The sequence below is a fragment of the Nocardia cyriacigeorgica genome (assembly GCF_010868145.1).
In the GTDB taxonomy this organism is placed as follows: Bacteria; Actinomycetota; Actinomycetes; order Mycobacteriales; family Mycobacteriaceae; genus Nocardia; species Nocardia cyriacigeorgica_D.
This window is the reverse complement of sequence record NZ_JAAGUY010000026.1, coordinates 54939-81463: the sequence shown is the minus strand read 5'-3', so window position 1 is coordinate 81463 and position 26525 is coordinate 54939. Positions and strand designations below refer to the sequence as shown.

23 protein-coding genes and 1 pseudogene are annotated in these 26525 nt (G+C 66.7%); 14 read left to right on the top strand and 10 right to left on the bottom strand.

All coding sequences use genetic code 11. The features are described from left to right. A partial coding sequence (locus tag GV792_RS23850; RefSeq protein ID WP_163826554.1) for a MerR family transcriptional regulator occupies positions 1-612 on the bottom strand: 612 nt, incomplete at its 3' end. A 96-nt stretch (positions 613-708) separates the two neighbouring features. Here GV792_RS23850 and GV792_RS23845 point away from each other — a divergent pair. The 3 genes from GV792_RS23845 to GV792_RS23835 all read left to right on the top strand — a co-directional run bounded on the left by GV792_RS23845 (position 709) and on the right by GV792_RS23835 (position 3854). Further along, positions 709-1140, top strand: coding sequence for a hypothetical protein (locus GV792_RS23845; protein ID WP_175584720.1), 432 nt, complete (start codon positions 709-711; stop codon positions 1138-1140). A 254-nt stretch (positions 1141-1394) separates the two neighbouring features. Then, positions 1395-2567: an aminoglycoside phosphotransferase family protein gene (locus GV792_RS23840; protein WP_163826552.1), complete on the top strand. Its 1173-nt coding sequence runs from the start codon at positions 1395-1397 to the stop codon at positions 2565-2567. Between the two features lie 30 nt (positions 2568-2597). After that, positions 2598-3854, top strand: a complete 1257-nt coding sequence (locus GV792_RS23835; protein ID WP_163826550.1) for a cytochrome P450 — start codon at positions 2598-2600, stop codon at positions 3852-3854. Positions 3855-4009: 155 nt separating this feature from the next. Here GV792_RS23835 and GV792_RS23830 read toward each other — a convergent pair whose 3' ends face one another. Then, entirely contained in the window at positions 4010-4636 is a 627-nt protein-coding gene (locus GV792_RS23830) for a LysE/ArgO family amino acid transporter (protein ID WP_163826548.1), read from the bottom strand. A 70-nt stretch (positions 4637-4706) separates the two neighbouring features. On the opposite strand from GV792_RS23830, the gene GV792_RS23825 reads away from it, so the two are divergent. Then, the gene (locus GV792_RS23825; RefSeq protein ID WP_163826546.1) at positions 4707-5612 is read left to right on the top strand and encodes a LysR family transcriptional regulator ArgP; all 906 of its coding nucleotides are present in this window, start codon (positions 4707-4709) and stop codon (positions 5610-5612) included. A 35-nt stretch (positions 5613-5647) separates the two neighbouring features. Here the strand turns inward: GV792_RS23825 and GV792_RS30410 are convergent. Continuing rightward, positions 5648-6067, bottom strand: a pseudogene (locus GV792_RS30410) (nitroreductase/quinone reductase family protein); the annotation flags it as partial. A 10-nt stretch (positions 6068-6077) separates the two neighbouring features. Continuing rightward, a complete protein-coding gene (locus tag GV792_RS23815; protein WP_163826544.1) occupies positions 6078-6842 on the bottom strand; it encodes an SDR family oxidoreductase in 765 nt (254 codons plus the stop codon). 113 nt (positions 6843-6955) lie between these two features. Here GV792_RS23815 and GV792_RS23810 point away from each other — a divergent pair, with 113 nt between their 5' ends. Continuing rightward, on the top strand, positions 6956-10171 hold the full coding sequence (locus GV792_RS23810; RefSeq protein ID WP_163826542.1) for a BTAD domain-containing putative transcriptional regulator: 3216 nt from the start codon (positions 6956-6958) through the stop codon (positions 10169-10171). Positions 10172-10258: 87 nt separating this feature from the next. Here the strand turns inward: GV792_RS23810 and GV792_RS23805 are convergent, their stop codons facing one another. Then, the gene (locus GV792_RS23805) at positions 10259-11221 is read right to left on the bottom strand and encodes a sigma-70 family RNA polymerase sigma factor (protein WP_163826540.1); all 963 of its coding nucleotides are present in this window, start codon (positions 11219-11221) and stop codon (positions 10259-10261) included. Between the two features lie 119 nt (positions 11222-11340). Beyond that, entirely contained in the window at positions 11341-11631 is a 291-nt protein-coding gene (locus tag GV792_RS23800) for a hypothetical protein (protein WP_163826538.1), read from the bottom strand. Positions 11632-11745: 114 nt separating this feature from the next. Here GV792_RS23800 and GV792_RS23795 point away from each other — a divergent pair, with 114 nt between their 5' ends. The 5 genes from GV792_RS23795 (at position 11746) to GV792_RS23775 (ending at position 18346) form a co-directional block, all read left to right on the top strand. Further along, entirely contained in the window at positions 11746-12390 is a 645-nt protein-coding gene (locus GV792_RS23795; protein WP_163826536.1) for a TetR/AcrR family transcriptional regulator, read from the top strand. Between the two features lie 273 nt (positions 12391-12663). Continuing rightward, positions 12664-13737, top strand: coding sequence for an alpha/beta hydrolase family protein (locus GV792_RS23790; RefSeq protein ID WP_163826534.1), 1074 nt, complete (start codon positions 12664-12666; stop codon positions 13735-13737). A gap of 440 nt (positions 13738-14177) precedes the next feature. Next, positions 14178-16214: an MDR family MFS transporter gene (locus tag GV792_RS23785; RefSeq protein WP_375154336.1), complete on the top strand. Its 2037-nt coding sequence runs from the start codon at positions 14178-14180 to the stop codon at positions 16212-16214. A gap of 94 nt (positions 16215-16308) precedes the next feature. Then, complete coding sequence (locus tag GV792_RS23780; protein WP_163826532.1) at positions 16309-16956, top strand: PadR family transcriptional regulator; 648 nt, start codon at positions 16309-16311, stop codon at positions 16954-16956. 175 nt (positions 16957-17131) lie between these two features. After that, the gene (locus GV792_RS23775) at positions 17132-18346 is read left to right on the top strand and encodes an FAD-dependent monooxygenase (RefSeq protein ID WP_163826530.1); all 1215 of its coding nucleotides are present in this window, start codon (positions 17132-17134) and stop codon (positions 18344-18346) included. A 45-nt stretch (positions 18347-18391) separates the two neighbouring features. Here the strand turns inward: GV792_RS23775 and GV792_RS23770 are convergent, their stop codons facing one another. The 3 genes from GV792_RS23770 to GV792_RS23760 form a co-directional block, all read right to left on the bottom strand. Next, positions 18392-18616 carry a hypothetical protein gene (locus GV792_RS23770; protein WP_163826528.1) on the bottom strand — a complete coding sequence of 75 codons (225 nt, stop codon included), beginning with the start codon at positions 18614-18616 and terminating at the stop codon, positions 18392-18394. A 35-nt stretch (positions 18617-18651) separates the two neighbouring features. Further along, on the bottom strand, positions 18652-19428 hold the full coding sequence (locus tag GV792_RS30255) for an HNH endonuclease family protein (protein ID WP_163826526.1): 777 nt from the start codon (positions 19426-19428) through the stop codon (positions 18652-18654). A 580-nt stretch (positions 19429-20008) separates the two neighbouring features. Next, entirely contained in the window at positions 20009-21145 is a 1137-nt protein-coding gene (locus GV792_RS23760; RefSeq protein ID WP_163826524.1) for a TDT family transporter, read from the bottom strand. 70 nt (positions 21146-21215) lie between these two features. Between GV792_RS23760 and GV792_RS23755 the strand changes: the two genes are divergently transcribed. Continuing rightward, positions 21216-22139 (top strand): LysR family transcriptional regulator, encoded by a 924-nt coding sequence (locus GV792_RS23755; protein ID WP_163826522.1) that lies wholly within the window; start codon positions 21216-21218, stop codon positions 22137-22139. 45 nt (positions 22140-22184) lie between these two features. Here GV792_RS23755 and GV792_RS23750 read toward each other — a convergent pair whose 3' ends face one another. Beyond that, complete coding sequence (locus GV792_RS23750; protein ID WP_163826520.1) at positions 22185-22856, bottom strand: phosphate signaling complex PhoU family protein; 672 nt, start codon at positions 22854-22856, stop codon at positions 22185-22187. 549 nt (positions 22857-23405) lie between these two features. On the opposite strand from GV792_RS23750, the gene GV792_RS23745 reads away from it, so the two are divergent. The 3 genes from GV792_RS23745 to GV792_RS23735 all read left to right on the top strand — a co-directional run bounded on the left by GV792_RS23745 (position 23406) and on the right by GV792_RS23735 (position 26521). After that, positions 23406-24212, top strand: coding sequence for a hypothetical protein (locus tag GV792_RS23745; RefSeq protein ID WP_163826518.1), 807 nt, complete (start codon positions 23406-23408; stop codon positions 24210-24212). 597 nt (positions 24213-24809) lie between these two features. Next, positions 24810-25655, top strand: a complete 846-nt coding sequence (locus GV792_RS23740; RefSeq protein ID WP_163826516.1) for an MlaE family ABC transporter permease — start codon at positions 24810-24812, stop codon at positions 25653-25655. Beyond that, positions 25655-26521: an MlaE family ABC transporter permease gene (locus tag GV792_RS23735; protein WP_163826514.1), complete on the top strand. Its 867-nt coding sequence runs from the start codon at positions 25655-25657 to the stop codon at positions 26519-26521. Before GV792_RS23740 ends, GV792_RS23735 begins: the two co-directional genes overlap by 1 nt. Positions 26522-26525: the final 4 nt, after the last annotated feature.

Below are 26525 nucleotides of genomic sequence, written 5' to 3'. Positions count from 1 at the left end.
GGCTAGGTTGGCGAGGCGGGTTGCGGTGAGTTCGGCGTGGGTGATGCGGCGGAGGGCGGCGAGGATGGGTTCGTAGAGGACTGTGCCCAGGACTGCGTATTCGATGGCGGCGGCGGGGGATTCGAGGGGCATGCGGTCGATTTCGAACTCGGCGATGGCGGTGATATGGGGGGCGTAGGCGCGGAGGCGGTCTTCGGTCATGGGCAGGCCCGCGGCTTCGGCGTCGGTGAGAGCCTGCTCGAGTTGCGCGACGGCGGGCAGGCCCTCGGGGAGTGGGCGGCCGAGGGTGGCGAATGCGGCACGGGCGCGGGGCAATTCGGTGTCGGTCGTGGATTCGGGGGTTGGGGGGAGGGTGTAGGTGGCCGCGCCAAGGGCGTCGAGCAGGGATTCGTCGGGTGAATCGATCAGGCCGACAATCGTTTTGATCTTCGCCAGCGACAGCCCGTGCCCGGACAGCGCTTTGATCAGTGCGATTCGTTTGACATGTGGCTCGCCGTATTCGGCGCGGGTGGCGCTGGTGGGGCGGCCGGGCATCAGGACGCCCTCGCGCAGGTAGTACTTGATGGTCGGCACCGGCACTCCGGTGCGCGTCGCCAGTTCCGACATCAGCATCGCATCTGCTCCTTCTCCGACTCGCCCTTGACATTAGATAGTACCGCTATCCATTATTGGACAGTAACGCTATCTAATGGACTCCAGGGAGCGACCATGAACACCACGCTGATCACCCCGTTCATGAGCATTGCGCTCGGAGCGACAATCCTGTCCGTCGTCACCATCGCCTTCGGTGGCACCTTCCTCCTGCGTGTCTTCACCGGCGTCCAAGAGGTCAATGACCTGCAGAAATCCTTCTTCCGCGCGGGTCATGCGCATGCGGGCGTGCTGGTGATGCTCGGCGTGCTGCTCGGTGTGCTCGGCAACGCGGCCGGTGCGAGTCCGGGCTGGGCAAATGGTGGCGCGATCGCCGTACTTGTCGCCGCCATCCTGATGCCGCTCGGGTTCTTCCTGTCGGTGCTCGGACGCGATCCGCAGCGGCCGAATCGGATGATCGCCAGTGTTTGGTTGGGTGCGACGCTGCTGGTCGGCGGGCTGCTGGTGTCGGGGATCGCGACGCTCGTCGCGGGAATCGATCGATTCTGAGAAAGCTGCGCTGGATGGCTGCTGCCGCGATGGGATTCCCGGTCCTGGCCCGCGAGCCGGGCTCCCCGTGGGATCCACATGTGAGCTGAGGATGGACAGGGCGGTCGTCAACTGGCCCCACAAACAGGCCGGTCAGTCTTAATACGTTGTCAGGCAGGTTTTTTCGCTTGCATAGCGTACTGTCGTCCGGGCCCGTGCACTGGAGGTCGACCGCTCGGACCAGTTCGACATGATTCGGGAATCGAGGCAAGCGTATGAACCACAAGCTCTGGCTGCTCGGGCGATCGATGGCAGTCGGCGGACATATTCTGGGGGAGAAGCTCTTCCGGCCGAAGGCGCGAACCATCGACGACGTTCCGGTGTCGGGGGAAACGATGACGCCGGCGTGGCTGACCTCGGTACTGTGCCGCGAGGTTCCCGGTGCCGAGGTGGTGTCGTTCGAGACCTCCAACGGCAGTCGCGGCACCTCCACTCGCGTCGCGATCCGGGTCGAGTACAACGATGCTGGTGCGCAGGCCGGATTGCCCATCGAACTGTTCGCGAAGACGACTACGGCTTTCAGTCAGCGCATTCTGCTCGGTGGCGGCAAGATGATCACCGGCGAAACACGTTTTTTCCGTGACTTCCGGCCCGAGGTCGACATGGAGGCACCGATCGGATACTGGGGCGCCGCTGACGACTCGTCGTGGCGCTCCATCGTCCTGATGGAGGACATCGCCGCCACCCGTGACGCGACGTTCATCGAGCCGAATACGCCTGTGAAACGAGATCAGATCGAAGATCTGGTACGCAATCTCGCGCGCCTGCACGGCACGTTCTGGGAGCATCCGGCGGTCGAATCGCTCAACACCCCGAGCTACATGCTCCAGGCCTACCTGGCCGCGATCGATATGAAGAAGCGCTGCGCAATCGGGTTGGTGCGAGCCGAGGAAGTCGTTCCCGAATCGCTTCGGGGGCAGAGCGAACGGTTGTGGGCCGGTGTCGAGCGGGCGATCGATTTGGCCACCAACGACCTACCGCCGACCCTGCTGCACGGCGATCCGCATATCGGACAGACCTATGTGACCGGCGCCGGTCGGATGGGTTTCGTCGACTGGCAAGTGGTCATGCGGGGTGGTTGGGCGCACGACTTCGCCTACACCGTCAACTCCGGATGCGAACCAGAAGACCGGCGCGCGTGGGATCGAGAACTGCTCGAGGCCTATCTGGACGAGCTGGCCAAGGTCCGAGGTTCGGCGCCGTCGTTCGACGAGGCCTGGCTGGCCTACCGGCAGCAGTCCATGTTCGCCTACGCGGCATGGGCTTTCACCATCGGCCGCGCGGCCTATCAGCCCCAGATGCAGTCGGTCGAGACCTGCTTGACGCTGCTGAAACGCATCACCACCGCACTGGATGATCACGAGTCGTTGGATGCCCTCGGTGTCTGACCCACATTGCGAAAGGCCTGGACTTCTCACGTGAGTACCGCCAACCCCTGGGCGCAGGCCAGCGCGTGTCCGGTCCTCCACGGAGCGCCGACCGCTGCCGACGACGACCCACGAGTGCCGCTGTACACACCTGAATTCGCCAACGATCCGCACCATCATTACCGGGAGATGCGCAGGCGCTACGGTTCCTTGGCGCCGGTGGAACTGGCACCGGATGTGCCTGCGACGCTGGTGCTCGGCTACAGCACCGCGGTGCGCATACTCAACGATCCGGGACACTTTCCCGCCGATCCGCGTGCCTGGCAGCAGAACATCCCGGCCGACTGTCCGATCCTGCCGTTGCTGGAGTGGCGGCCGATGGCGAGCCGGAGCACGGGCGCCGATTTCGTGCGCTACCGGCAAGCGATCACCTCGAGCATCGACATCGTCGATCTGTACACGCTCAACAGCGTCGTCGAGAACATCGCCGTTCCGCTGATCAACGGGTTCTGTGCCGACGGCCAAGCGGATCTGATCCGCCAGTATGTCTTTCCGCTGGTCTTCGATGTGGTCAATTTCCTGCTCGGTTGCCCGGGCGAGATCGGTGAGCAGGTTGCGGCGGGTACGGCGGCGCTGCTCGAGGGCGTCGACGCCGAGAAAGGCAGTCAGCTGCTCGGCGAGGCGCTGATGCAGCTGGTGGTGCTCAAACGTGCCGAGCCGGACAACGACATCACTTCCGTGCTGTTGCAGCACGAAGCTGCGCTGGACGATGTGGAGGCATCGCACCACGTCTCGCAGGTCTACGGCGCCGGGATCGAATTCCAGTTGAATCTGATCTCGAACACCTTGCTGTTGATCCTGCGCGATGAACGCTTCGGCGGCAGCGTCCTCGGCGGGAACCTGTCGTCCCGTGATGCATTGGACGAGGTGTTGTTCAACGACCCGCCGCTGGCGAACCTGCTGATCACCTATCCGCGGCAGCCGATCCTGATCGACGAGGTCTGGCTGCCCGCGCATCAACCGGTCGTCATCAGTATGGCCGCATGCAACAACGACCCCGAGGTCCGCAGCGGTGAACTGCTCGGCAATCGCTCGCATCTGGCCTGGGGTGTGGGTCAGCATGCCTGCCCGGCACAATCTTTGGCCTACCTGATCGCGCAGGACGCGATCGATCAACTCCTCGACGCCCTCCCCGACCTACGCCTCGACTTCCCCGACGGCGAACCGGCCTGGCGTCCCGGCCCCTTCCACCGCGCCCTGGCAGAACTACCCGTCACCTTCCCACCCGCCGCTCCACTGAACATCTGAGCCAAGGACGAACCGCCCCCCCCTTATCGCCGGCCGGAGAACTCCAGGCGGTTGCCGGCCCCGTCTGTGGTGTGAAGTCCGCGCCGACCGGACAACTCACCTGAACGTCATGGATCATGGCGCACGCCGATGCGGGCCCCAGATGCGCGGCGGCGTCAGAAAGTTCGAATGAGCAGCGCGGCACCCATCCCGAGCATGGTGATGGCGACGAGCGTGTCGATTGTCCGCCAGGCGGCGGGCCGGGACAGGAGAGGGCCGAGCAGTCGGGCGCCATAGCCGAGGCTGAAGAACCAGGTCAGGCTGGCCAGCATGGCGCCGAGGCCGAAAATCCAGCGCAGCGAACCGCGTTCGGCGGCGACGCTACCGAGCAGGAGCACCGTGTCCAGGTAGGCGTGCGGGTTGAGCCAGGTCATGGCCAGGCAGGTGAGGACTGCGGCGCGGACCGTCACCGCTGTGGTGCTGGTGCTGTGGAGGGCATTGTCGAGCGCTGGTCGCCAGGCGCGCCGTGCGGCCATGGCGCCGTAGCAGAGCAGGAATGCGCCGCCGGCGAGGCCGATCATGGTGAGTGCGGAAGGCCATGCGGTGATCACGGCGCCGAGCCCGGCCACTCCAAGCGCGATGAGGATGGCATCGGAGACAGCGGCAATGACGACTACCGACAAGACGGCATGCCCACGCGCGCAGTGGCGCAGCACGAAGGCGTTCTGTGCGCCGATCGCCACGATGAGGGACAGGCCTGTACCGAATCCGGCAAGCGCCGCTGGGAGGAAATCGCTGTTCACGATGTCCGACGGTAGGAAGATTTACGGAATCAGTACAGCTAAAGTTTCTTAACTATCATTAGCTGTTGTGATGTCAGATCTTCCTGCTGACCAGGTGCGCACGCTGCTCGCCGTCGTCGACGAGGGCACCTTCGACGCGGCCGCGGCTGCGCTGCACGTGACGCCCTCCGCGGTGAGTCAGCGCATCAAGGCGCTCGAACAACGCACCGGGCGGGTACTGCTCATGCGCACGAAACCGGCGCAACCGACCGAATCCGGTCAGGTGATCGTCAGGTTCGCGCGCCAGCTGGCGGCATTGCAGCGAGATACCCAGCGGGAGTTGGGGATCGCGGACGAGTCGGGGCCAACGCAGCTGTCGATCGCCGTGAACGGCGACTCGCTGGCCACCTGGTTCCTGCCCGCGCTGACCCGTGTACCGCAGGACCCTCCGATCTGCTTCGACCTCTATCGCGAGGACGAATCGCACACCGCGACGCTGCTGCGCGAGGGACAGGTGATGGCGGCGGTGACCTCCTCTGCCGAGCCGATCGCCGGCTGCACCGTACGGCTGCTGGGCTCGGCGAGGTATCTGCCGGTCGCGAATCCGGAGTTCGTGGCACGGCACCTGGCGTCGGGGCCGCTACGGCAGTGCTTACCGAGTGCGCCGGTCATCGTGTACGACCGCCGTGACGAATTGCAGGACCGCTTCGTCCGGACACTGACCGGCGGCCGCGCGGACGCGGGCAGGCTCCGCCACTACATCCCGACCTCACAAGGTTTCTACGATGCGGTCACCGCCGGTCTCGGCTGGGGCCTGATCCCCGAGCAGCAAGCCGCGCCATTGGTGCGCTCGGGCACGTTGATCGAGCTCGGCCGCCGCAAGTGGGTGGATGTGCCGCTGTACTGGCAGCAGTGGAAACTCGACGTGCCTGCACTCGCGCTTGTTGCCGAGACCGTTGCTCGAGCGGCTGCCGAGTTCCTGCACGCGGGTCGCTGACGGGTTCCGACGCCCCGCACCCGCTCCAGCACGACGACGGGGATCGTTCGCCGACTCCGGGCCGCGTAGGTGTGGTACACAGGGGCCTGAGCGGTCATGAGGTCCCAGAGTCGTTGCCGTTCAGCGCCTTCAGCGGTGCGGGCATGGGCGATGAAGCGTTCGGCGAGAACCTGAACCTGCACTTCTGAATTGGCCAGCAGGTTCAGATACCACTGGGGGTGGGTGTGGGTGATGGACGAGCCAGAGGCGATGAGGATATAGCGGTCGTTGTCCTCGCCGAAGAACAGGCCGGTCCGATACAGCTTGCCGGTGGTGCGGCCGCGGTAGGCCAGGATCAGATTGGGTGACCCTCCCTCCAGGTAGCCGCTGGAGCCGTTGGTCGCCAGGTAACGGCGCACGTGTTCGGCCACCGAGAGATCAGGGCTGTCTTGTGCGGAATCGATGTCGTGTGGCATGGCGGACGCCTCAGTGCGCAACGGGCAGGCCCTGGGCGAATCCGCCGTCCACCGCCAGTTCCACATTGGTCGTGAACGTCGCGTCGGCGGCCAGGAACAGCGCCGCGGCCGCGACCTCCTCGACAGTGCCCGTCCGGCGCAGCGGAGTGGAGTCATAACCCTGCTGCACGAATTCCGCGCGTTCCCGCGCACTCAACCCCGGCACACCCATGGTCGGTGTCTCGATGAACCCCGGCGCGACGGAATTGACTCGGATCTTGCGCGGCACCAGTTCGGCGGCGAGGACGTGAGCAAAGGCGCGCACGGCCTCCTTGGACGCGGAGTAGGCGCTCAACCCGGGGAAGATCACGTCGTTGCCGACGGTAGTGAAGACGATCGACCCACCGTCGGCGAGCAGCGGCGCGAGGGCCTGGACAGTGAAGAAGGCGCCCTTCGTGTTGATCGTGAAGTGCCGGTCCCAGTCCTCTTCGGTCACCTCGGCGAGTTCGGCGAACGCGGCGACGCCGTGGTTGACGAACACATGGTCGATCCGGCCGAGCTTATGCCCGACGAACTCTGCCAGCGCCGCGATGTCGGCCATGCTGGCCGCATCGGAACGCACGACATGCGCCGCCTGCCCGGCGAGTTCGGTGCGTGCGTCCTCGAGGGTCTTCTCGTTGCGCCCGGTAACGACGACCTCGGCGCCCGCGGTCAGCAACGCCTTCACGATCGCCAAACCCATGCCGTGGGTTCCGCCGGTGACGACGGCCTTGGCGCCTGCGAGGTTCTTACTCATGGAGTTCTCCCTGGTCGTTCTGTCATCTGACAGGGACGACTGTGCGCGCCTGCGCTCTCGGTTCGCTGTCGGCCGGCATTCGGTTGGCATTCGGTCGGCATTACCCTGGTCGGATGCGTTTCGGTGTTCTCGGTCCGCTCACGGTGTGGGCCGAGGACGGTGCGGTGGTGGCGGTGCCGGAGAAGAAAGTCCGTGCGCTGCTCGCGATGCTGCTGCTGGACCGGGGACGGGTCGTCTCGGCGGACCGGCTCATCGACGGTATCTGGGGTGAATCCGCTCCGGTTCGCCCCGCGGGGGCGTTGCAGACCCTGGTCTCTCGGCTGCGGCGTGCGTTGAGCGAGGCCGGTTCGAACGCCGTGGTATATCGCGCGATGGGATATGTGCTCGACGTCCCCGCGGAATCCGTCGATGAAGCAACGTTCGCTGCCCTGGTCGAGCAGGCCCGACAGACCGGCGACCCGCGCAAGCGCGCGGCCTGGTTCACCGAGGCGCTCGGCCACTGGCGCGGCGACCCTTTCGCCGATTTCGCCGACGAACTCTTCGCCCAGCCGGCCGTGGCACGCCTGACCGAACAGCGCTTGCTGGTCGTCGAGGAGCTCGCGGAAACCAGACTGCTCATGGGCGAATACGGGCCCGTCGCCGCCGAGCTGACCGATCTGGCCGAGCGGCATCCGCTACGAGAACGGTTGCGCGGTGCTCAGATGAGGGCCCTGTACGGAGCCGGGCGCCTCGACGAGGCGTTGGCGGTATTTCACGATGTGCGGCGCCTCCTCGACGCCGAACTCGGCCTCGAACCGGGGGCGACACTCACAGAACTGCACCAGCAGATCCTGCGCGCGGACCCCGCCGCCTTGCCCGCCGAACCAGCGGTCGGCTCGGACAGCTCAGCGCGTCCGCCGTCGAATCTGCCTGCCCCGCTGACCGATCTGATCGGCCGGGAATCGTCGCTGCGTCAGGTACTCGAGCTGCTGGACCAGGAACGGCTGGTGACATTGACCGGGCCCGGCGGCGTCGGCAAGACCCGGCTCGCGGTGGCGGCGGCGAGCGAATCCGCTCAGTCGTATCCCCACGGTGTCTGGCTGGTGGAACTGGGCGGGATCGTCCTGCCGAGCGTGACTTCGGCAGCCGTGGACAGCCTTGCCGACATCGTCGCGGCAGCTCTTGGAATCCGCGACAACGCGCAGCCGGCCCGTCGCGGGTCACGATCCGCGCAGTACCGCCTGGCAGATGCGTTGCAGGACTGCACGACGTTGATCGTTCTCGACAATTGCGAGCACGTGATCGGGGCAGCGGCGCTGCTGGTGCGGCAGATCGTTCGTCGGGCTCCGTCGGTGCGCGTTCTGGCGACCAGCCGGGAACCACTCGACATCGAAGGTGAACGGCTGTGGCAGGTGCCGCCCCTCGATCTGCCGGGGCCCGCGGCGACCTTCGACGAGATCGTTGCCTCGGGGGCTGTCCGGCTGTTCGCGGCGAGAGCCGCCGCGGCGGCACCGGGATTCACCCTCGGCGCCGATAACGCCGCCGCGGTGGCCACGGTGTGCCGACGGATGGACGGTCTTCCGCTTGCTCTCGAACTGGCGTCCACTCGTGTCCGGGCGCTCGGCCCGGCCCGGCTCGCCGAACGGCTCGACGACCGCTTCGGTTTGCTGACCGGCGGGCGACGTGACGCGCCGCCTCGTCAGCAGACCTTGCGCGCCATGATCGATTGGAGCTGGGAGCTGCTGACCGCCGCCGAGCAGGTGGTACTGCGGCGGCTGTCGATCCACGCGGACGGCTGCACACTCGACGCGGCCGAAACGCTCTGCGCCGCAGCAGGCGTCAAGTCCGAAGAGGTTCTCGATCTGCTCGCCCGATTGGTGGATCGCTCGTTGCTGGTGGTGGTCCATGACGACGACGAACCGCGCTACCGGCTCCTCGAGTCGATCAGCGCGTACTGCGCCGAACGTCTGCGCGCATCCACCGGCCAGGTCCCGGCTGAATTCGAACAGCTCCGCCTCGCCCATGCCGGCTATTACGCGGACCTCGCCGAACGAGCGTATGCGCACCTGCGCGGCCCGCGGCAGCGCTACTGGATGTCTCGCCTCGATGCCGAGTCCGCGAACCTGCGCCGCGCCCTCGACACTGCGACCACGACCGGCGACGCGCTGCTGGCTCAGCGGATCGCGCTGGCACTGACTTGGTATTGGTTCCTGCGCGGACGCCTCGGCGAAGCGCGGCGTTCGATTGCCGATGTGCTCGCCGTGGTGGACGACGAGCACCGGACCGTCTCCGCGCGTGCACGGCTGTCGTCCTGGCGGGCCGCGATGACGCTGCTCGCTGGTGACGGAGCCGAATCCCTCCGGGAAGACGGTGCTTTCCTTCGGCTTGTCGAAGAGATTCGCGGGCCAGGCGAGCGCGCTGTCGTCGGATGGTTCCTCGGCTACGCCGTCACTATGTTCGGCGCGATGGAGGCCGGGGTGCAGATCATCGACCGTGCCCTCGACGAGCTTCGGGAATTGGATGACGGTTGGGGCATCGCCGCCGCGCTCACGGTCCGCGCGATCCAACGCCTGTCCCGCGGGGATCTCGACACGGCCTGGACGGCCGCCGAGCAGAGCCTCGCCTTGTTCGGTGAGATCGGCGAACAATGGGGCAGACTCCAGGCCACCGGAGTACTTGCCACCTTGCTCGAGATCCGCGGCGATTACCCCGAGGCCGAAGCGCGCCATCGCGACGGATTGCGCATCGCCGAGGACCTCGGTCTGTGGTCCGAGGCCGCGTCCCGCTGGGCCCAACTGGGTCGGATCGCATTGCTCCGCCACGATTACCCGCTGGCCGACGAACTGCACGACCGCGCACGGCAACTGGCCGTCGCCCATGCCGACCGCCCCGCTATGGAGATCGCCGAGGTGGGCCTGGCGATGAGCGCTCGCCGTCAAGGCAAGTTCGAGACAGCGCAAACGCTGCTGCGGCGGTGGCTGGACTGGAACCTCGGTTTCGACGCCGCGAACGGCGCCGCGCTCATCCTCGCTGAGCTGGGATTCGCCGCCGAGCAATGCGGCGACGTCGAGGGCGCTCTCGAACTGCACCGACAGGGCATGGCCGCAGCCGAGCGCACCGGCGACCCACGAGCGATCGCACTGGCCAATGAAGGGCTGGCCGGCGCCCATTCCCTCGCCGGGGCTCCCGTGCTCGCTGCCCGCCTCCTCGGCAGCGCCGCCCGCACCCGCGCCGCCATCGGAGCCACCCTGCCGCCGGCCGAGCTCGGCGACGTCGAACGCGTTGCGGAACGGGTTCGCTCGATGCTGGGTGAGATGCGGTTCGCGGCGGAATTCGCCAAGGAACCGTAAGTCGGCCGACGCCGTGTTCCTGCACCCAGCACACTAGCGGTCGCCCCGCGCCGACAGGTTGACGCCGTCGCGGGGTCGGTGTTCGGCCTATCCGAGCATCCCGGCCAGCGTCTTCGACCGCCCCGGCGTGCGGAGCTTCGAGAGCCCCTTCGCCTCGATCTGGCGGGCGCGCTCACGGGAAACTCCCAGGACGGTGCCGATTTCGGCGAGCGAACGGGGTTCGCTGTGGTCGAGGCCGTAGCGGAGGGTGAGGACCTCGGCCTCGCGGTCGGACAGGGCACCGAGCATCGCGCGCAGTTGGACGCCGATGGTGGCGGCGGTGGCGAGGTCGTCGGGGCCGGGCGCCGTGTCGGGGATGAGGGCGCCGAATTCGGTGGCCTCATCCCCGATCGGGGTGTGCAGGGAGATCGGGTCCCTAGCGTGCTGAAGTACCTCCGTCACTTGGGATTCCGGCATGTCCAATTCGGCGGCGATCTCGGCGGCGGTCGCGTCATGGCCGAGCTGCTGGGACAGGGTGCGCTGGGTGCGGGTCACCCGGTTGATCACGTCGACGACATGGACCGGGATGCGGATCGTGCGGCCCTGGTCGGCGAGGGCGCGGCCGATGGCCTGACGGATCCACCAGGTGGCGTAGGTGGACAGCTTCAGGCCGCGCCGGTGATCGAACTTCTCGATCGCGCGGATCAGGCCGAAGGTGCCCTCCTGCACCAGATCCAGTAGCGACATACCGGTCGGCGTCGGGTAGCGCTTGGCGATCGAAACGACCAGGCGCAGGTTCGCTTCGATCATCTGCGATGTGGCTCGCGCGCCGTCGGTTGCTGTGCGGTGCAAGGCGCGACGGTCGGTGGGGGACAGCTGGTCACTGGATTCGTCGAGCTGCCGTTGAGCGTGGGTGCCCGCCTCGATCCGCTCGGCCAGCTCGACTTCCTGCGCCGCGGTCGGTAGCGGGGTGCGGCCGATACCGCGCAGGTAGTCGCGCACCGGGTCGTCGCTGACGGTGCCGAGGGCGGGCGAAGCGGTGCCGCGGGAGGGGAGGCATCGGGTAGTCACAGGGTTCCTCTCGAGTCGGGGAGTGCGCGGGTCGGCGTGCGGGGCGACGCGTCAGGCGTGTTCGCCACACGGCGGGCCGGAGATGTGCAGGGCGCAGGCCATCGCGGCGCCTTGTCCGATTACCGGCCCGGGATGCGCAATGGGCGCTGCGGAACTGCCCGGAACCGCTGGCTCCTGTGCACGCTGCGCTGCTCACGCGTGTGGCGCCGGCGCCCGGTGATCGGGACGGCGGGTTCGATGCGACCGGCGCGGGGTGCGGTCGTGGGGGCCGGGAGCTGTGTGCTTTCGGTGAGCATTCGCTGGATCGCGGTGTCGAACGCGGACCGCGGGGTGGACTTGTCGGCCAAGGTGACTGCTCCGGTTCGGTGGATGGTGGCGGGACGGGTGGTGCTGTCGGGGCCGTGAGTCATGCGCGTTCTCCTTCGACTGTCGGCGCCGCCGTGGCGACGCGAGAACAAACTTATGACAGGCATAAAAATATGTCAAGCATAAATTTATGACGAGATCAGGTAGTGTGGGTTCGCATGACGAACGAGACGGCAGAGCCGCAGGGGCTCCGCGCCAAGAAAAAGCAGCAGACCAGGGAAAACATCTCCCATCAGGCCACCCTGCTCTTCCTCGAGCGCGGGTTCGACAAGGTGACGATCGCCGACGTCGCCGCGGCCGCGCAGGTCGCCAAGATGACTGTGACGAACTACTTCCCCCGCAAGGAGGACCTGGCACTGGACCTGGGGGAGGTATTCGTCGACCAGCTGGCCCGCACCGTCCGTGAACGTGAGCCTCGTGAATCCGCGCTGGCCGCATTGCGGCGCACGTATCTGGCGGCGGCCGCCGAACAAGACCCGGTCGTCGGGTTCTCTGGACCGGTCTTCGCCGAGATGATCACCGCCAGTCCCGCCCTGGTCGCGCGCCTGCGAGAGTTCCACGAGGAGCGCGAGGCCGCGCTGGCCCGCACCCTCGCCGAGGAAACCGGCGCCCCACCGGACGACATCACGCCGCGGATCGCCGCCGCGCAGTTCGGTGGAGTGCACCGGGTGCTGTTCGACGAAACCATGCGCCGCACCCTTGATGGACAATCCAACGACGAGATCGCCGCAGCGCTCACCGGTGACATCGCTACCGCATTCGATGCGCTCGAACCATCGCTCGGCTCCTACGCGGTGCGCTGAGCTGCGACATCGGCTGCTGTCGTGTACCGGATTCGCACCTGCGCATGCTCGCGGTGTTGCGGCGGACCCCGATCGCGTGGATCAGCAGCGGCCGTGTCCCTCCTGATGCTCTGTGCGGCAACACCTTTGCTGCTACTGTCCAATCCGGCGGTCGGTGTCGGTCGCCGATCGAACCCAGGGGGAGTGTTGTTGCGTCGGATCGCCGTCGTCGTCATGTCCGCAGTCGCAGTACTGGCAGCGAACACAGCTGTTACCGCCGCGGAACCACCCGGAGTGACCGTACTCCCGCGACCCGGTGGTGAATCCCCTGTCGGCACTACAGTTCTGCATCTGGTCGACGACAAACGCCCGGACCCGTTCGAGCCGGACCGCCCGCGCGAGCTGATGGTGTCGGTGTTCTATCCGGCAGCGCAGGTCGACGGTCATCCGCGGGCGCATTACATCTCGACGGAGCTGATTCCGTCGCTCGAGCAGCAGTTCGGTGTCGAGCTACCGGGCCTGCACACCAATTCGTACACCGGGGCACCCGTCGCCGAGGGTGTTCATCCGGTGATCCTGTACAGCCCAGGTGCCGGTGTCACGCGTTTGCTCGGCACCGGATTGGCCGAAGATCTGGCCAGCCGCGGGTATGTGGTGGTGACCATGGATCACACCTACGAGGCGCCGGTCGTGGAGTTTCCCGGCGGCCGCACCGCCGCATGGGAGCCCGCCGGGTCATTCGACACCGTGATTCGGCAGAAGTACGTCGACGCCCGGCTGCCCGACGTCCGCTTCGTGCTCGACTCGCTGGAGCGGTTGGCGCGCGGCACGAATCCCGACGCCGAACAGCGGAAGCTGCCCGCCGGACTCGACAAAGCCCTCGACATGGACCGCATCGGCATGGTCGGCCATTCGTCCGGTGGCTACGTCGCGGTCGAGTCGATGCACCTGGACCGCCGCCTCGACGCGGCCGTGAATCTCGACGGGCAGATCGGCGTCGATGCGGCGTTCGGAAAGTCCGTCACCGAAGGCGTCGACCGGCCCGTCCTGGTGATGACGAGCGAGCAAGCCGAAGAGGTCGGCGACGCCCATCCTTCGCTGGACGAGTTCTGGCGCAACTCCACCGGCTGGAAACGCCAGCTGACCATGCGGGATTCGGCGCACTACGACTACACCGACTTCCCCCTCATCGTGCCAGGTCTCGCCCGCGACGCAGCCAAGACCTACATCGGCCCCATCGCCGCCGACCGTGCTTCCATCCTGACCCGCAACTACGTTGCCGCCATGTTCGACAAGTTCCTGCGCGATCGCAAGGACACCCTTCTCGACAAGAAACCGACCGAACCCGAGATCACCACCGTGCGCTGACGAGCGACGCGTTCACCGACCTGGTCCTGCGACGAATGGCAGGGCTGGGTGTGCGCGACCGCGACATCTCAACCGACCCAAGGCGCGGATGGCGTCCGCGGCATGGCAATCGGAAGGGGATTCGGCTCGTGAATGACGAGCCGAATCCGCGGGGTTCACCAGCCGGAGCCCGAACCACCCGATCCGGTGTTGGCAAGGATGGTGCCGATGATCATCTGCAAGATCCCGGCGACAGAGCCTACATATTCCACGGTGTTCCTCCGACTTCTCATCGCCGACTGTTCGGCGTAGCACGGAATCTAGCCAGCAAAGATGCGAAATGTCGTTGTTTCAACATAATCGCAGGTCACTGCCGACGGCGCATCAGGCATGCGCCGGGCCGGTATTCGCTGCCGTGTCGCTGCGATCCTTCCCAGGGGGCCGCGGCCCATACTGAGCCGATGAGCGGTGCGGTCGCAGTCGCTGAACGGGCCCCCGAGCCGATGAGCCGGGCCAAGACCAATGTCGTGTTCGGCACCATCATGCTCGGGATGCTGATGGCCGCATTGGATCAGACCATCGTGTCCACGGCATTGCCGACGATCGTCGCCGATCTCGGTGGGGCCGGGCATATGGCGTGGGTGGTCACCTCGTACCTGTTGGCCGAAGCGGTGGCGACGGCGCTGGCGGGCAAGCTCGGCGATCTGTTCGGGCGCAAGCTGATCTTCCAGCTCAGTGCGCTGATCTTCATTGTTGGCTCGATGGTTGCGGGCCTGGCCAACGGAATGCTGCTGCTGATCATCGCCCGCGCCGTCCAGGGGGTCGGCGCGGGTGGGCTGATGGTTACCTCGATGGCATTGATCGCCGACATCATCCCGCTGCGCGAGCGCGGTAAGTATCAGGGTGCACTCGGTGCGGTATTCGGCGTCACCACCGTCATCGGACCGACACTCGGTGGGTTGTTCACCGACAACGCGAGCTGGCGCTGGTGTTTCTACGTCAATGTGCCGCTCGCGATCATCATGATCGCGTTGGCCGCGCGCACCATCCCGCACGTCAAGGCGATCGCCAAACCGATCATCGACTATGCGGGCATCGGGTTGGTCGCGCTCGGTGTGTCGAGTCTGATCCTCGGCCTGGAATGGGGTGGCACCGAATACCCGTGGGGTTCGGTGCAGATCATCGGGCTGTTCGTGGCGGCGGCAGTGCTGTTGTCGGCGTTCGTCTTCGTGGAGTTGCGGGCCGAAGAACCGATGCTGCCGATGGACTTGTTCCGCAGCCAGGTCTACACCGTGTGCTCGATCCTCAGCTTCATCGTCGGGTTCGCGATGCTCGGCTCGATGACCTATCTGCCCGCGTATCTGCAATACGTCGACGGTGTGTCGGCCACTGCCTCCGGCGTGCGCACACTGCCACTGGTGGTCGGGCTGTTCGCCACCTCGATCCTGTCCGGCCAGGTCGTCGGAAAAACCGGGCGATATCGATGGTTCCCGATCTCGGGTACGGCGGTGATGGCGCTCGGCCTGTTCCTGATGTCGACGATGGGTCGCGACACCAGCATCTGGCAGGAATCGCTGTACATGCTGATCCTCGGTCTCGGTATCGGCTTGGCCATGCAGGTGCTGACGATCGTCGTGCAGAACACCGTGCCCTACGCCCAGCTCGGCACCGCTACCTCCGGGGTCACCTTCTTCCGCACCCTCGGCAGCGCCTTCGGTACCGCCGTATTCGGCACGCTCTACACCAACAAACTCGATCCCGAGCTGGCCGGCGCGCTCGCACAGACGCCGGGGGTGCCGCCAGAAGTGGCCGCAAATCCGGAGGCGTTGCGGATGCTGCCGCCCGAACTGGCCGCACCGATCATCGATGCGTACACGGCGGCTATCGATCACGTGTTCCTGTGGGTTGTTCCCGTTGCCTTGGCCGGTGTCGTTGTCGCATTGTTCCTGAAGGAAGTGCCGCTGCGAGACAGTGCCCGCGCCGACGCGGGAGATGTCGGCGAGGGATTCTCGGTGCCGGATTCGGCCGACCGAGTCGTTTTGCTGGAACGCGCCATTGCCACGACCATGCGCTCGGCGCGCCGAGAAGGCCCGATCGGCCCGGTGATCCTCGCCGACGCGGGTACCGACCTGACGCGCGGTCAGGCGTGGGCGCTCGGACAGGTCTACCTGCACAATCGGATTCGCGGACACGCCACGATCGATGCGATCTCGCGGGTGCACCGGCTGCCCGACGAGGTCATCGCACCGGTCTTCGACGAGGTGCGCGACGCCGGGTATATCGCGCAAGACGGGCCGATGCTCACCGTCACCGCCGCAGGCCAGGCGCAGATCGACCGGGTGAAGGCAGCCTGGCGGCGCTGGCTGGATGTCCGGCTCGACGACTGGGACCGCACTGACCCCGCCGATCGGATGCTGCTCGACCAGGCCCTGGAGAGCATTGCCACCAAGCTGCTCGACCAAGGCGTGCACGAATCCGAGTTCGCGCCGGTCCGCTGAGCGTCGCTCGAAACCGCTGAGGCATCGACCATGGCCGGCCCTTGCCAGCACGATACTCGTGCACGTATATTCGTAGACGAGTAAGGAGGTGTGCATGGCAGCCAAACGCAAAGTCGGCAATCTGCTGGCCCTAGCGGTGCTCTCGGTGATCGTCCAACGGCCCATGCACCGCTACGAGATCGCCTCCACGCTGCGCGACCGCGGTAAAGACCGCGATATGGCCATCAAATGGGGCTCGCTCTACACCGTCGTCCAGAACATGGCCACAGCCGGATTTCTGGAGATCGTCGGCAGTGAGCGTGCAGGCGCCCGGCCCGAGCGGGTGATCTACCAGATCACCGACGCCGGCCGCGCCGAACTGATCGACTGGACCCGCGAACTGATCGCCGAACCGCAGCCCGAACAGCGTCAATATCTTGCGGGATTGTCGATTCTCGCGGCGTTGCCGCCGGACGAGGTCATCGAACTCCTCGGCCGCAGGCTGGCCGCGCTCGACGAACAGATCGCCACCGTGCGCGGCGAATTCGAGGCGACCTCCGGGGCGCTGCCACGACTGTTCATGGTCGAGACCGAATATGGGATGGCCATGCTGGAAGCCGAACGAACCTGGACCCGATCGTTCCGCGACGAGCTGGCGGCCGGGGACTTCCCCGGCCTCGACGGCTGGCGCAACTGGCACGCCGAAGGCATGAACCAGGCGGACGTCGACGATCTCATGGAGGGGGGCTCGCAACACCCATAGATACCGAGACCGAGTCCGGCGGAGGTGCGGCAACACCACCGCCGAACTCGGGGAACCGTCTCGGACCGTGCCCGCGTACGCACACCCGGCCAGAGTTTGGCAACCACAGGATAACCGGGTGGGTGATTCGCAGGGTGGTCCGCCGTATACACACGCGACCCATCAGGAGTTACTCATGTCCACCATTCGTTCCGCGCTCGTCATCGGCGGGGGTATCGCAGGTCCCGTGGCCGCCACCGCACTGCGCAAGGCGGGTATCGAAGCCCGCGTCTACGAGGCCTATTCCGGCCCGTCATTCAATATCGGCAGCGGGCTGGCGCTGGCACCCAATGGCCTCGCGGCCCTCGACGTGGTCGGTGCCGGTGATCGTGTCCGCGCGGTCGCGGTGCCCGTCCCGAAGATGAATCTGTCGGTCGGCGGCAAGCGGCTGCCGGTGCCGACGCTGTCGGATGTGGAGCCGTTGCAGGTGGTCGACCGCAGTGCACTGCACCGGGAGCTGCATGATCACGCGATCGAAGCGGGCGTGCCGTTCGAATACGACAAGCGGCTGGTCGCCGTCGACGAGCACGCCGACGGTGTCACCGCCCACTTCACCGACGGCAGCACCGCCACCGCCGAGGTGCTGATCGGCGCCGACGGGATTCGCTCCACCGTGCGTGAACTGATCGATCCCGATGCACCGGGACCGGAGTACACCGGCATGCTCGGCTTCGGCGCGCTCACCGAAGCCGCCATCGACACCCCGTCCGAGACCATGGTTTTCGCGTTCGGCAAGCGCGCCTACTACCTGTACTGGCCCGAGGGCGAGGGGCGGATCGCGTGGGGTGCGAACCTGCCGCACAAGCAGTACCTGTCGCTGACCGACGCCCGCGCGATCCCGGCCGAGCACTGGCTGTCGGTACTGCGTGACACCTACGCCGAGGACACTCCCGGTGGTCAGCTGGCCCGCGCCACCACCGCGGATCAGCTCCAGATCACCGGCGCCCTGCACATCATGCCCCCGGTCCCGCACTGGTATCGCGGACGGATGGTGCTGGTGGGCGATTCCGTGCACGCGCCGTCCAACAGCTCTGGTCAGGGTGCGTCGCTGGCGATCGAGAGCGCCGTGCAGTTGGCGCGGTGCCTGCGGGATCTGCCCACTGCCACCGACGCTTTCGCCATCTACGAAAGGCTGCGGCGCAGTCGGGTGGAAGGCGTCGCCGCGCGTGCCGCCAAGATCAACCACTCCAAAACCCCCGGCCCGATCGTCCGCAAGATCATGCGGATGCTCATGCCGATCATGGTGAAAACCGTGATGAACCCGGAGAAGACATCGGGGGCGGAGCAGCGCTACCGCATTGATTGGGACGCACCGGTTCAGGACGACGTGGCGGTTGGCGTGGCCTGCTGATCGTCGCTCAGGTGGACCGGCACACTGTCGGTCCACCTTTCGGCGTCAGGCCTCGAACGGGATCGTGTTGCCCGCGGCGTCGCGAGCGCCGATCCCCGCTTCGATCGCGGTCACGAGTTGGGTGACCGAGGACCAGACGCGGGTGGGTTCGGCGTCGAGGTTGCCGATGGTGTACCAGGTTTCGGTGTCGCGGTAGCGGACCAGGCCCTTACCGGATGCGTCGACGGTGACATCGAGGTCGCCGGATACCGTTCCTTCCTCTTCGGTCATGACGGCAGCCGCGGTGGTGAGCTCGATGATGTCGCTTATAGGAATTCTCCTCGCTTGACACAGTCGTCCACGGCGGTGCGGAGGGCCTTCTGCTCGTCGGGGTCGGCGGTGAGGCCGTATTTTACCTTGATCTTGATGTAGTGATCGATATAGCCACACCGGAAATTGCCCGGTGGGAGGTAGTGTGCGGCGTCCTGGTCCCCCTTGGAGCGGTTGGCCGATGGGTCGGAGGCGATGAGGTTGCCCGCATCGTTGGCGATGCGGCGGCGGGTGGGTTCGTCGAGTTTGTCCGCGCCCGAACGCCAGGCCTCGGCAAGGGGGACGATGTGCTCGGCATCGACCGAGGCGGGGTCGGTCATCCACTTATACGGCTTTAGTTGCCCGGTCTTACGGTCGGTGAAGCCGTACTGGTCGCGCCAGCCGCCGTCTGCACCCACCGTCAGGTCGCAGGTCTTCGCATCGAGAGTGACCTTGCCGGTGGCGTCACGCAGCATCATCACCTCGCGGGTGGTGCATTTGCTGTACTGAGCGAACTCGGGGCCGAAGCCGTGTTCGGGTTTGTTGGAATCCCAGTGCGGGAAGTTCTCCCGGCTGTAGCCGTTCATCGAACCTTCGGCGGCAACGCTGAGGCGGCCGAGCAGTTCGCTGACATCACGCCCGGAAGTCGTTGCCGCGCCAGCGGAACCGGCGCCACGCTTGGCGAACATATCGTCGACATAGCCGTAGCCAACGATGGCGAGCGCGATGAGGCAGACGGCGGCGGCGATGATCGTGCGGGTCCGGCCGGATGTGCGGGAGAGTAGTTCGTTCACCGCGTGACCTCGGCGCGGACGGAGGAACCGATCTGGAGTGCGGTGAAACTCAACTGACTTCCTTGTCCTGCGCCGAAAATTACCGGGCGTCAAGCTACCCGGTGCCGCGTGCTGTCGAAGGCACTGACAGGTATGAGATTACGCACATCGCAACCGGTGGTCACGTGAACCATCCCCGGACCGGCGTGCCGGCGCCGATCCGGGGATGGTTTGCCACGGGCGAATTCGGTGACCGCCCGCGCGACTGAGGGGCCGCCGGTTGTCCAGACCGGCCGCGCCACGACACCTCGAGGCTGATGAGGGGGTAGTCCCGGGGTGTCGTGTCGCACGAGCGCGAACTCGTCGTGACGCTGGCGGTCTGGGCTTCCGTCCAGACCAAGCTTTCATCTACGTAACTGAATAGTAGATGTCCGATTTCGCGTCTGCAAACACCGTACCTACTTCCCATGATTGGGAGTTTTGCCCAGCTCCGCAGGGGTGGATCTACTGTTCGGGTACGGAAATGGTGGTCAGGCTGGGGGTTCGCCCGTTCACTCACCAAGGGCGCACCAGGTGAGCTGCGGTTATCCGGTGGCGATGATCACGCCGGCGTCGGGGCGGCGGGTCGTAGCAGGGAATGGTCGCGCACTCCGAGCACCGTCCGCGGTGCGACCGTCCACCAGGCAGCGACCAGTAGTGCGTACAACGCCACTGCCGCGACGGCGAACACGTCGGCGCCGGTGTGGTGGAACAGGGCGGTGCTGCCGGTGACACAGGTGCCGAGGGGGAAAGTGAATCCCCACCAGGTCAGTGAGAAACCGAGCGCACCCGCGCGGATCGTTCGCACGGTGACGGCGAGAGCCAGCGCCAACCACAGCATGGCGAAACCCCACGTCGCGATGCCGAAGACGGTCGCGGCGACAACTAACCCGCCCGCCTCCTGTGCTGGAACGACCGCGGGCGCGGCATCGGCCATCGCGCCGGCCGCGGTCACCGACTGACCGAGCGGTCCGAGCACGATCCACAGCGTGGGCACCAGACCTGCGGCCGGTGCGCCGAAATGCATCAGCCGGGACCAGATCATGGTCGTGGTGACCAGAGCGGCGATCAGGCTCAGGCCGAACATGGCGCCACAGCAGGCAAGCAACGTCAGGCGCGCTTGGCCGGGCGGGGTGTGCGGGAGCAGCAATACTCCGGTGGCCGCCGAGACCATCGGTGGAACGACCGGCATCAACCATCCGCCGAATGCCGCGTCCCCGGTGCCCGCCGGGGTGCGGGTGATCATCCGATACGGCACCGCGAACGCCGTCGCCAAGCCAAGGGCGGTGCCCAGCGGCCACAGGATCCAGTCCAGCGTCACGGCCGCTGTCTCGCCGATGACATCCTTGCCGAGCAGCATTGCCCCCGCGCCGACGGTGAGCAGCGCCATCGGCGGCGCACCGGAGAAGTGGGCGAGGATCGGATGATCGCGTTCGGCCCGGACGTGCCCGCGGTGACGAACTCCCCGCACCGCCCACGCCACGCCGAGTGTGACCAACAGCAGAGCGGCCAGTATCCACATCGCCGTGGCCGCTGCACGCAGCCCGGGCACGTGGATCGGCAAGGTGGCCGCGGCATTGGCGACGATCCCGGTGCCCATGACGATCGCGAACCAGTTCAGGCCGATATGGGCCAGCGCGTCGGTGCGCGCGGGTGCGCTGCGTCCGACGTCGGAGACGCGGGTCGCGGTGAGGGTCATGAAACCAGGCTCGCGCGACACCGCTGTGCCGGGTAGTCGCCGCAGTCCTATGGGTACATAGAATGGTTCTATGCCTTTGTCGCCGCGGGTGCCGGATCTCGCCGCGCTCGACCTGCTGCTGTCGGTGGTCGAGCTCGGCAGCCTCGGCCGTGCTGCGCAGGCGCACGGGATCAGCCAGCCGTCGGCGTCCTCACGCATCCGCACCCTGGAGAAGCTGGTCGGTGTACCGGTACTGGAACGCACCACGCTCGGCTCCCGCCCCACCCGCGCGGGCGCGCTCATCGTGGAATGGGCGCGTGCCGTCATCGACGCGGCCGGCCAGTTGGACGCCGGTATCGACACCTTGCGCGCCGAACGTGACTCCCGACTGCGCGTCGCCGCAAGCCAGACCATCGCCGAATACCTGTTCCCCGGCTGGCTGACGACGCTGCGTGCCTCGACGGCCGACCTCACCATCGCACTCGAATCCGGCAACTCGGCGGAGGTCGCGCAAGCGGTACTCGATGGCCGGGCGGCGATCGGGTTCATCGAGAGCAGGCAGAGCTTCGCCGGGTTGGACAGCCGGGTGGTGGGCAAGGATCGCTTGGTGGTGGTGGTCTCGCCCGGGCATCGATGGGCCCGGCGGGGTTCGGTGGGGATCGATGAGCTGGTCGAAACGCCACTACTGCAACGGGAAGCCGGGTCCGGCACGCTCAACTGGTTCGAATACGCGCTGGCTCGGGCGCGGCCGGGCGCGCGTCCAGCTGTGGCTTTGGAGGCGTCGTCGGTGACCGCGATCAAATCGGCCGTTGCCGCAGGTGTCGGGCCCGCTGTGCTCAGTTCACTCGCGGTCGCGGCCGAGGTGGCGGCGGGGACTTTGGTGGCACCCACCGTGACCGGGCTCGAACTCGACCGCGTGCTGCGTGCGGTATGGCCCGCGGGTACCCGGCCGACGGGGCCGGCACGCGACCTCCTGGCGATCGCCCGCCGGTCTACCGCCGAGACAGGTCGGTGATTGCGCGCATTCGCCGCCGCGTCGGCTCGCCGAGTACCGGGGCGCTCAGTCCACCTCTTCCTCGCTGGGCTGTGCGGTCGGCGGAACACCGGTGTCGAGGAAGCGGATCAGGCGTTCGATGCGTGCGGTGTGGTCGACGCAGCGTTCCAGATGATGGCCGAGGAGGGCGAGTTCGATCGCGGTGTCGGTGCTTCCGGTCCACGCGGGGGCGCTGAGAGCGGAATGCAGCTGGTGGTTCAGCTCTTCCATGGTGTCGGCCTGCGGCTCGGGCGCCTCTTCGGGTGGCTGCTGGCCTGCGGCGACCGAGCGCAGGGCATGTGCGGTCGCGCGGGCGGCGCGTCGGCCCATCTCGGCGAGCAACGCCACGACCGGCTCGGGCGCGACGGGGTCCGGATTGCTCTTGTAGACCTGATCGGCCACCCGGCTGGTGAGCCAGCCGATCCGGGACAGCTCACCCGCGATCTGAATGGCGGTCACCACATGCCGCAGATCGCGGGCGACCGGCGCCTGTAGCGCGAGCAGCACCACCGTCCGCTCCTCACATGCCGCGTACATGGCCTGTAGCCGCTCATCGAGGGCGAAGACCTCGTAGGCCGCGGTGAGGTCGGCATCGACGAGCGCATCGGTGACGCGCTCGGCGGCGTCTTGGGTGAGCCGGCACATCTGCGTCAACTCATCGGTCAACGCGACGAGCTCATTGGTGAACTGGGTCCGCACGCGCCAAATTGTCGCCTATGTGTACCCCGCCGGTCGATTGATCGCGTGATCTTCGTTGCCGGACCGTCCGAGATGCACTGCCGCACGGCGCAAATCCGGTGTGCACGGTCCGATGCTCGGCGTAAGGGCCCGACCGCTGCCGCGTAGGTATTCCCACTGGTGCGGGCACCTTAAACTGCGGTAATGGCGGGCTCAACCCCCTGGCAGGACAAGGCTGCCCGAGACACCGGAGCCGACGAGGCGAGTTCTGACGCACTCGCAGCGGCGCGTTCGGCTGAATCCGCAGCTGTAGGTCCGCATGAGCCCGCAACGAGCGCTTCTGCTGAATCGGCGGCTGCCACCGCGGCCGAATCGACGGCGGTCGGTCTTGGGGAGCTTGCAAGCGCGAGTGCAACTGGTGCCAGGGCGGCGGGTTCGGCTGGGAGCTCGGTCGCGAGGTCGACCGATTCAGCGGCTGCGGACCCACCCGAAAAGGACGCGGGGTCGGGTGGGTCCCGGGTCGCACGGCAGGTGGGCGCGGTTCGCGGGCAACTGGCGGCGGCGCGTGGCGTGGGAGCTCCGCTGCAGGGGCATTGGGGCTACCTGCTGGCGGCCGTCGGGGCGTTCATCACTTTGATCCTGATGACCCGGCCGTGGTTGATGGCCAAGGGGGCGAACGGATCCGTGGAATCCACCGCGTTCGGCCGCGTCGATGTGTCCACCAAATACATGACCGTCTGGTCGAAGTCACCGCCGAAGACCCCGCAGGTCAGCGGTCTGTGGGCATTCGTAACCGCGGCGGTGATCGTGCTGACCATCTGTTTCGTCGTGCTCTACTTCCGCATGCGTACGGAGTACTACGCCCGATTGGTGGCGGGATCATCGGTGGCCGTGGCGATTCTGGTGCTGTTCACCATGCTCTATCTCGACAGCAAAGGCGCGGAACTCAAGGCGATGACATCGCGGCGGTTCGACCTGGGAGGTCAGGTCGGCCAGTTCCTGAGCTGGGTGAACGGGCAGGGCAAGTTCGTTCTGCCCGGGGCGAGTCAGGGACAGTACGTCGCCAGTTCGCAGTTCACGCCCTCGGCTGTGGCCGGCGCCGTGATCGCGGTCGCCTCCGCGCTCGCAGCCGTGAGCCAATGGCTGGTCGGCCGTGCGGCCGAACCACGCAGCCTGGTGGCACGCATGTCGGCCATGCGTGAAAGGTGGGACGCCGCTGGCCGCGTGGTCGCCGCGGCGAAGAGCGCCGGCCGTGACACATCCGCCGGTTCGGCTGGTCCGGGCGTGGCCGCCGGTTCCGCTGAGGCTGCCGCCGGTTCCGTTGGCGACGCCGCTGGTTCCGCGAGCCAGGCTCGTACCGATGGCGGCGACCGCTAGATCGCCGATCGCGGGCATCCCTGTCGGGGTGACCGACCCGCCGGTCGCGACCGTCGGCCATTGTGCCCGTTGGGTGCCCTCGTTTCCTGATGGGCAGTCGCCGGATCGATGCGCATTCCAGGTTCGCTGGGCGGTCGCCGGGTTCATCAGATATGACCGATGGCTTCACGGGAGATGATCGCTCCGTCGGTGTCGCTCGTGGTTCGCTCGCTCACGCGGACATACCCACATCTCGAGCAGTAATCGGGCAGGCGTGCTTGTTGTGGGCCACGACCGGCGGTGGTTTCGCCCGAAAAGCCCGTGTGAACTGTGCAAACAGATGTTGAGCCGAGGGTGCGCGGGCCCTTGCTCGCAGGGCCCGGAGAACATCCCCAGGGGATCGTGATCTCTAACACGAACCTTCTCGCGCGATGTCGAATCGAGCCTCTTTGTGTTGATGGTCACCCCGTGGTCAATTTGTATGTCACCTCTCGTAACGATTAGCTTCCTGAGGGTTGGCATCGACGCCGAGAGCAGAGAGTGCGCCATGAAACCCGAAACACGCTGCCGCCCGCGCTGGTGCGCAAGCGCCGCGATCGCGGCGCGAGGACTTCGCTGATGACGCTGGATACCCGGACGCCGCGGAGCGATTCGGCGGTCGCGATCGTCCGCAAGAATTTCTCCGGCACGATCGTGTCGTCGCTGCGGACCTTCGGCCGGGCGGTCGGTGTCGCGCAGGAGTCGGTGACGGGCGCGGCGAGCGATATCGCCCGCGGCAAATTCCAGTGGCAGGAAACGCTGATCCAGGCGTGGCGGCTGATCACCGTCACCGCGATTCCGGCGATCCTGATGGCCATCCCCTTCGGCGTCATCGTGTCGGTGCAGGTGGGCAACCTGATCCATACTCTCGGCGCGGATTCGCTGCTCGGTGCCACCGGTGGTCTCGGGGTGATCAAGCAGGGCGCGCCCATGGCGACCGGGTTCCTCTTGGGCGGTGCCGGCGCCGCGGCGATCGCGGCCGATCTGGGCGCGCGCACGATCCGGGAAGAGATCGACGCGCTCAACACCATGGGCATCAGCCCGATCCACCGACTGGTCATTCCGCGCATGGTCGCGATGCTGATCGTCGCACCGCTGCTGAACGTGCTGATCATCTTCGTCGGCGTGCTGGCCGGATACCTGGTGGCCATCGGTGGCCAGGGCGTTACGCCCGGTTCGTATTGGGCGACCTTCGGTTCGTTCACGACGGTCGCCGATGTCTGGGTGTCGTTGCTGAAGGCGTTGATCTTCGGGTTCCTCGTGGTCGTGATCGCCTGCCAGCGAGGGCTCGAAGCCAAGGGCGGTCCGCGCGGTGTGGCCGATGCGGTGAACGCGGCGGTGGTGCTGTCCGTGGTCTCGATCGTGATCGTGAACCTCGCGATGTCGCAGATCAGCGCGATGTTCATGCCGACAAGGCTGGTCTGATGTCGACCTCGTCCTACGCCCCGAAAGGGCTCGGCTGGGCCGTGCGCTATGTCCGTCGCGGCAGCAGGCTGCTGCGCGGTGTCGAATCATTTGGATTCGTCGCGGTCTTCGTGTGGCAGGTCCTGTCGTCGGTCCCGCTGACGGTGCGCCGGTACCGGCAGGAGACGATGCGCGCGATCACCGATATGACCTGGGGCCGTGGCTCGGTCATCGTCGGTGGCGGCACCGTGCCGATGATGATCGTGCTCGGTCTGGTGATGGGTGCCTCGGTCGGTGTCGAATCGTTCGCGATTCTGGACATGCTCGGTATGGGTCCGGTGACCGGCATCGTGTCGGCGTTCGCCACCACCCGTGAGCTGGCGCCGATCGCGGCCGCGATCGGGTTCGCCGCGCAGGCCGGATGCCGGATGACCGCCGAAATCGGGTCGATGCGTATCTCCGAGGAGATCGACGCCATCGAGGCGCTCGGTCTGCGGTCGGTGCCGTTCGTCGTCACCACCCGCGTCATCGCGGGCGCCATCGCCATCGTGCCGACCTTCCTGATCGCGCTGATCCTGAGCTACCTGGCCTGCCGTGGCCTGCTCACGCTGGTGCACAGCCAGTCCGCGGGCGTCTACGACCACTACTTCTTCCAGTTCGTGTCCGGGTTCGATGTGATCGCCGCGGTGATCAAGGTGGCGATCTTCGGCACGGTGGTGATCTTGGTGCACAGCTATTACGGGTTCTTCGCCACCGGCGGCCCGGAGGGCGTGGGAATCGCGTCCGGCCGTGCGGTGCGGGCCAGCTTCGTGGCGATCATCGCGATCGACATGGTGCTGTCCATCGCGCTGTGGGGCTTCAACTCGGCGATCAGTTTCACGGGGTAGGACA

Coding starts and splice junctions, on each gene's coding strand:
- GV792_RS23845 (WP_175584720.1), top strand. CDS start 709: ATGAACACCACGCTGATCACCCCGTTCATGAGCATTGCGCTCGGAGCG.
- GV792_RS23840 (WP_163826552.1), top strand. CDS start 1,395: ATGAACCACAAGCTCTGGCTGCTCGGGCGATCGATGGCAGTCGGCGGA.
- GV792_RS23825 (WP_163826546.1), top strand. CDS start 4,707: ATGTCAGATCTTCCTGCTGACCAGGTGCGCACGCTGCTCGCCGTCGTC.
- GV792_RS23815 (WP_163826544.1), bottom strand. CDS start 6,842: ATGAGTAAGAACCTCGCAGGCGCCAAGGCCGTCGTCACCGGCGGAACC.
- GV792_RS23810 (WP_163826542.1), top strand. CDS start 6,956: ATGCGTTTCGGTGTTCTCGGTCCGCTCACGGTGTGGGCCGAGGACGGT.
- GV792_RS23800 (WP_163826538.1), bottom strand. CDS start 11,631: ATGACTCACGGCCCCGACAGCACCACCCGTCCCGCCACCATCCACCGA.
- GV792_RS23795 (WP_163826536.1), top strand. CDS start 11,746: ATGACGAACGAGACGGCAGAGCCGCAGGGGCTCCGCGCCAAGAAAAAG.
- GV792_RS23785 (WP_375154336.1), top strand. CDS start 14,178: ATGAGCGGTGCGGTCGCAGTCGCTGAACGGGCCCCCGAGCCGATGAGC.
- GV792_RS23780 (WP_163826532.1), top strand. CDS start 16,309: ATGGCAGCCAAACGCAAAGTCGGCAATCTGCTGGCCCTAGCGGTGCTC.
- GV792_RS23775 (WP_163826530.1), top strand. CDS start 17,132: ATGTCCACCATTCGTTCCGCGCTCGTCATCGGCGGGGGTATCGCAGGT.
- GV792_RS23770 (WP_163826528.1), bottom strand. CDS start 18,616: ATGACCGAAGAGGAAGGAACGGTATCCGGCGACCTCGATGTCACCGTC.
- GV792_RS23760 (WP_163826524.1), bottom strand. CDS start 21,145: ATGACCCTCACCGCGACCCGCGTCTCCGACGTCGGACGCAGCGCACCC.
- GV792_RS23755 (WP_163826522.1), top strand. CDS start 21,216: ATGCCTTTGTCGCCGCGGGTGCCGGATCTCGCCGCGCTCGACCTGCTG.
- GV792_RS23740 (WP_163826516.1), top strand. CDS start 24,810: ATGACGCTGGATACCCGGACGCCGCGGAGCGATTCGGCGGTCGCGATC.
- GV792_RS23735 (WP_163826514.1), top strand. CDS start 25,655: ATGTCGACCTCGTCCTACGCCCCGAAAGGGCTCGGCTGGGCCGTGCGC.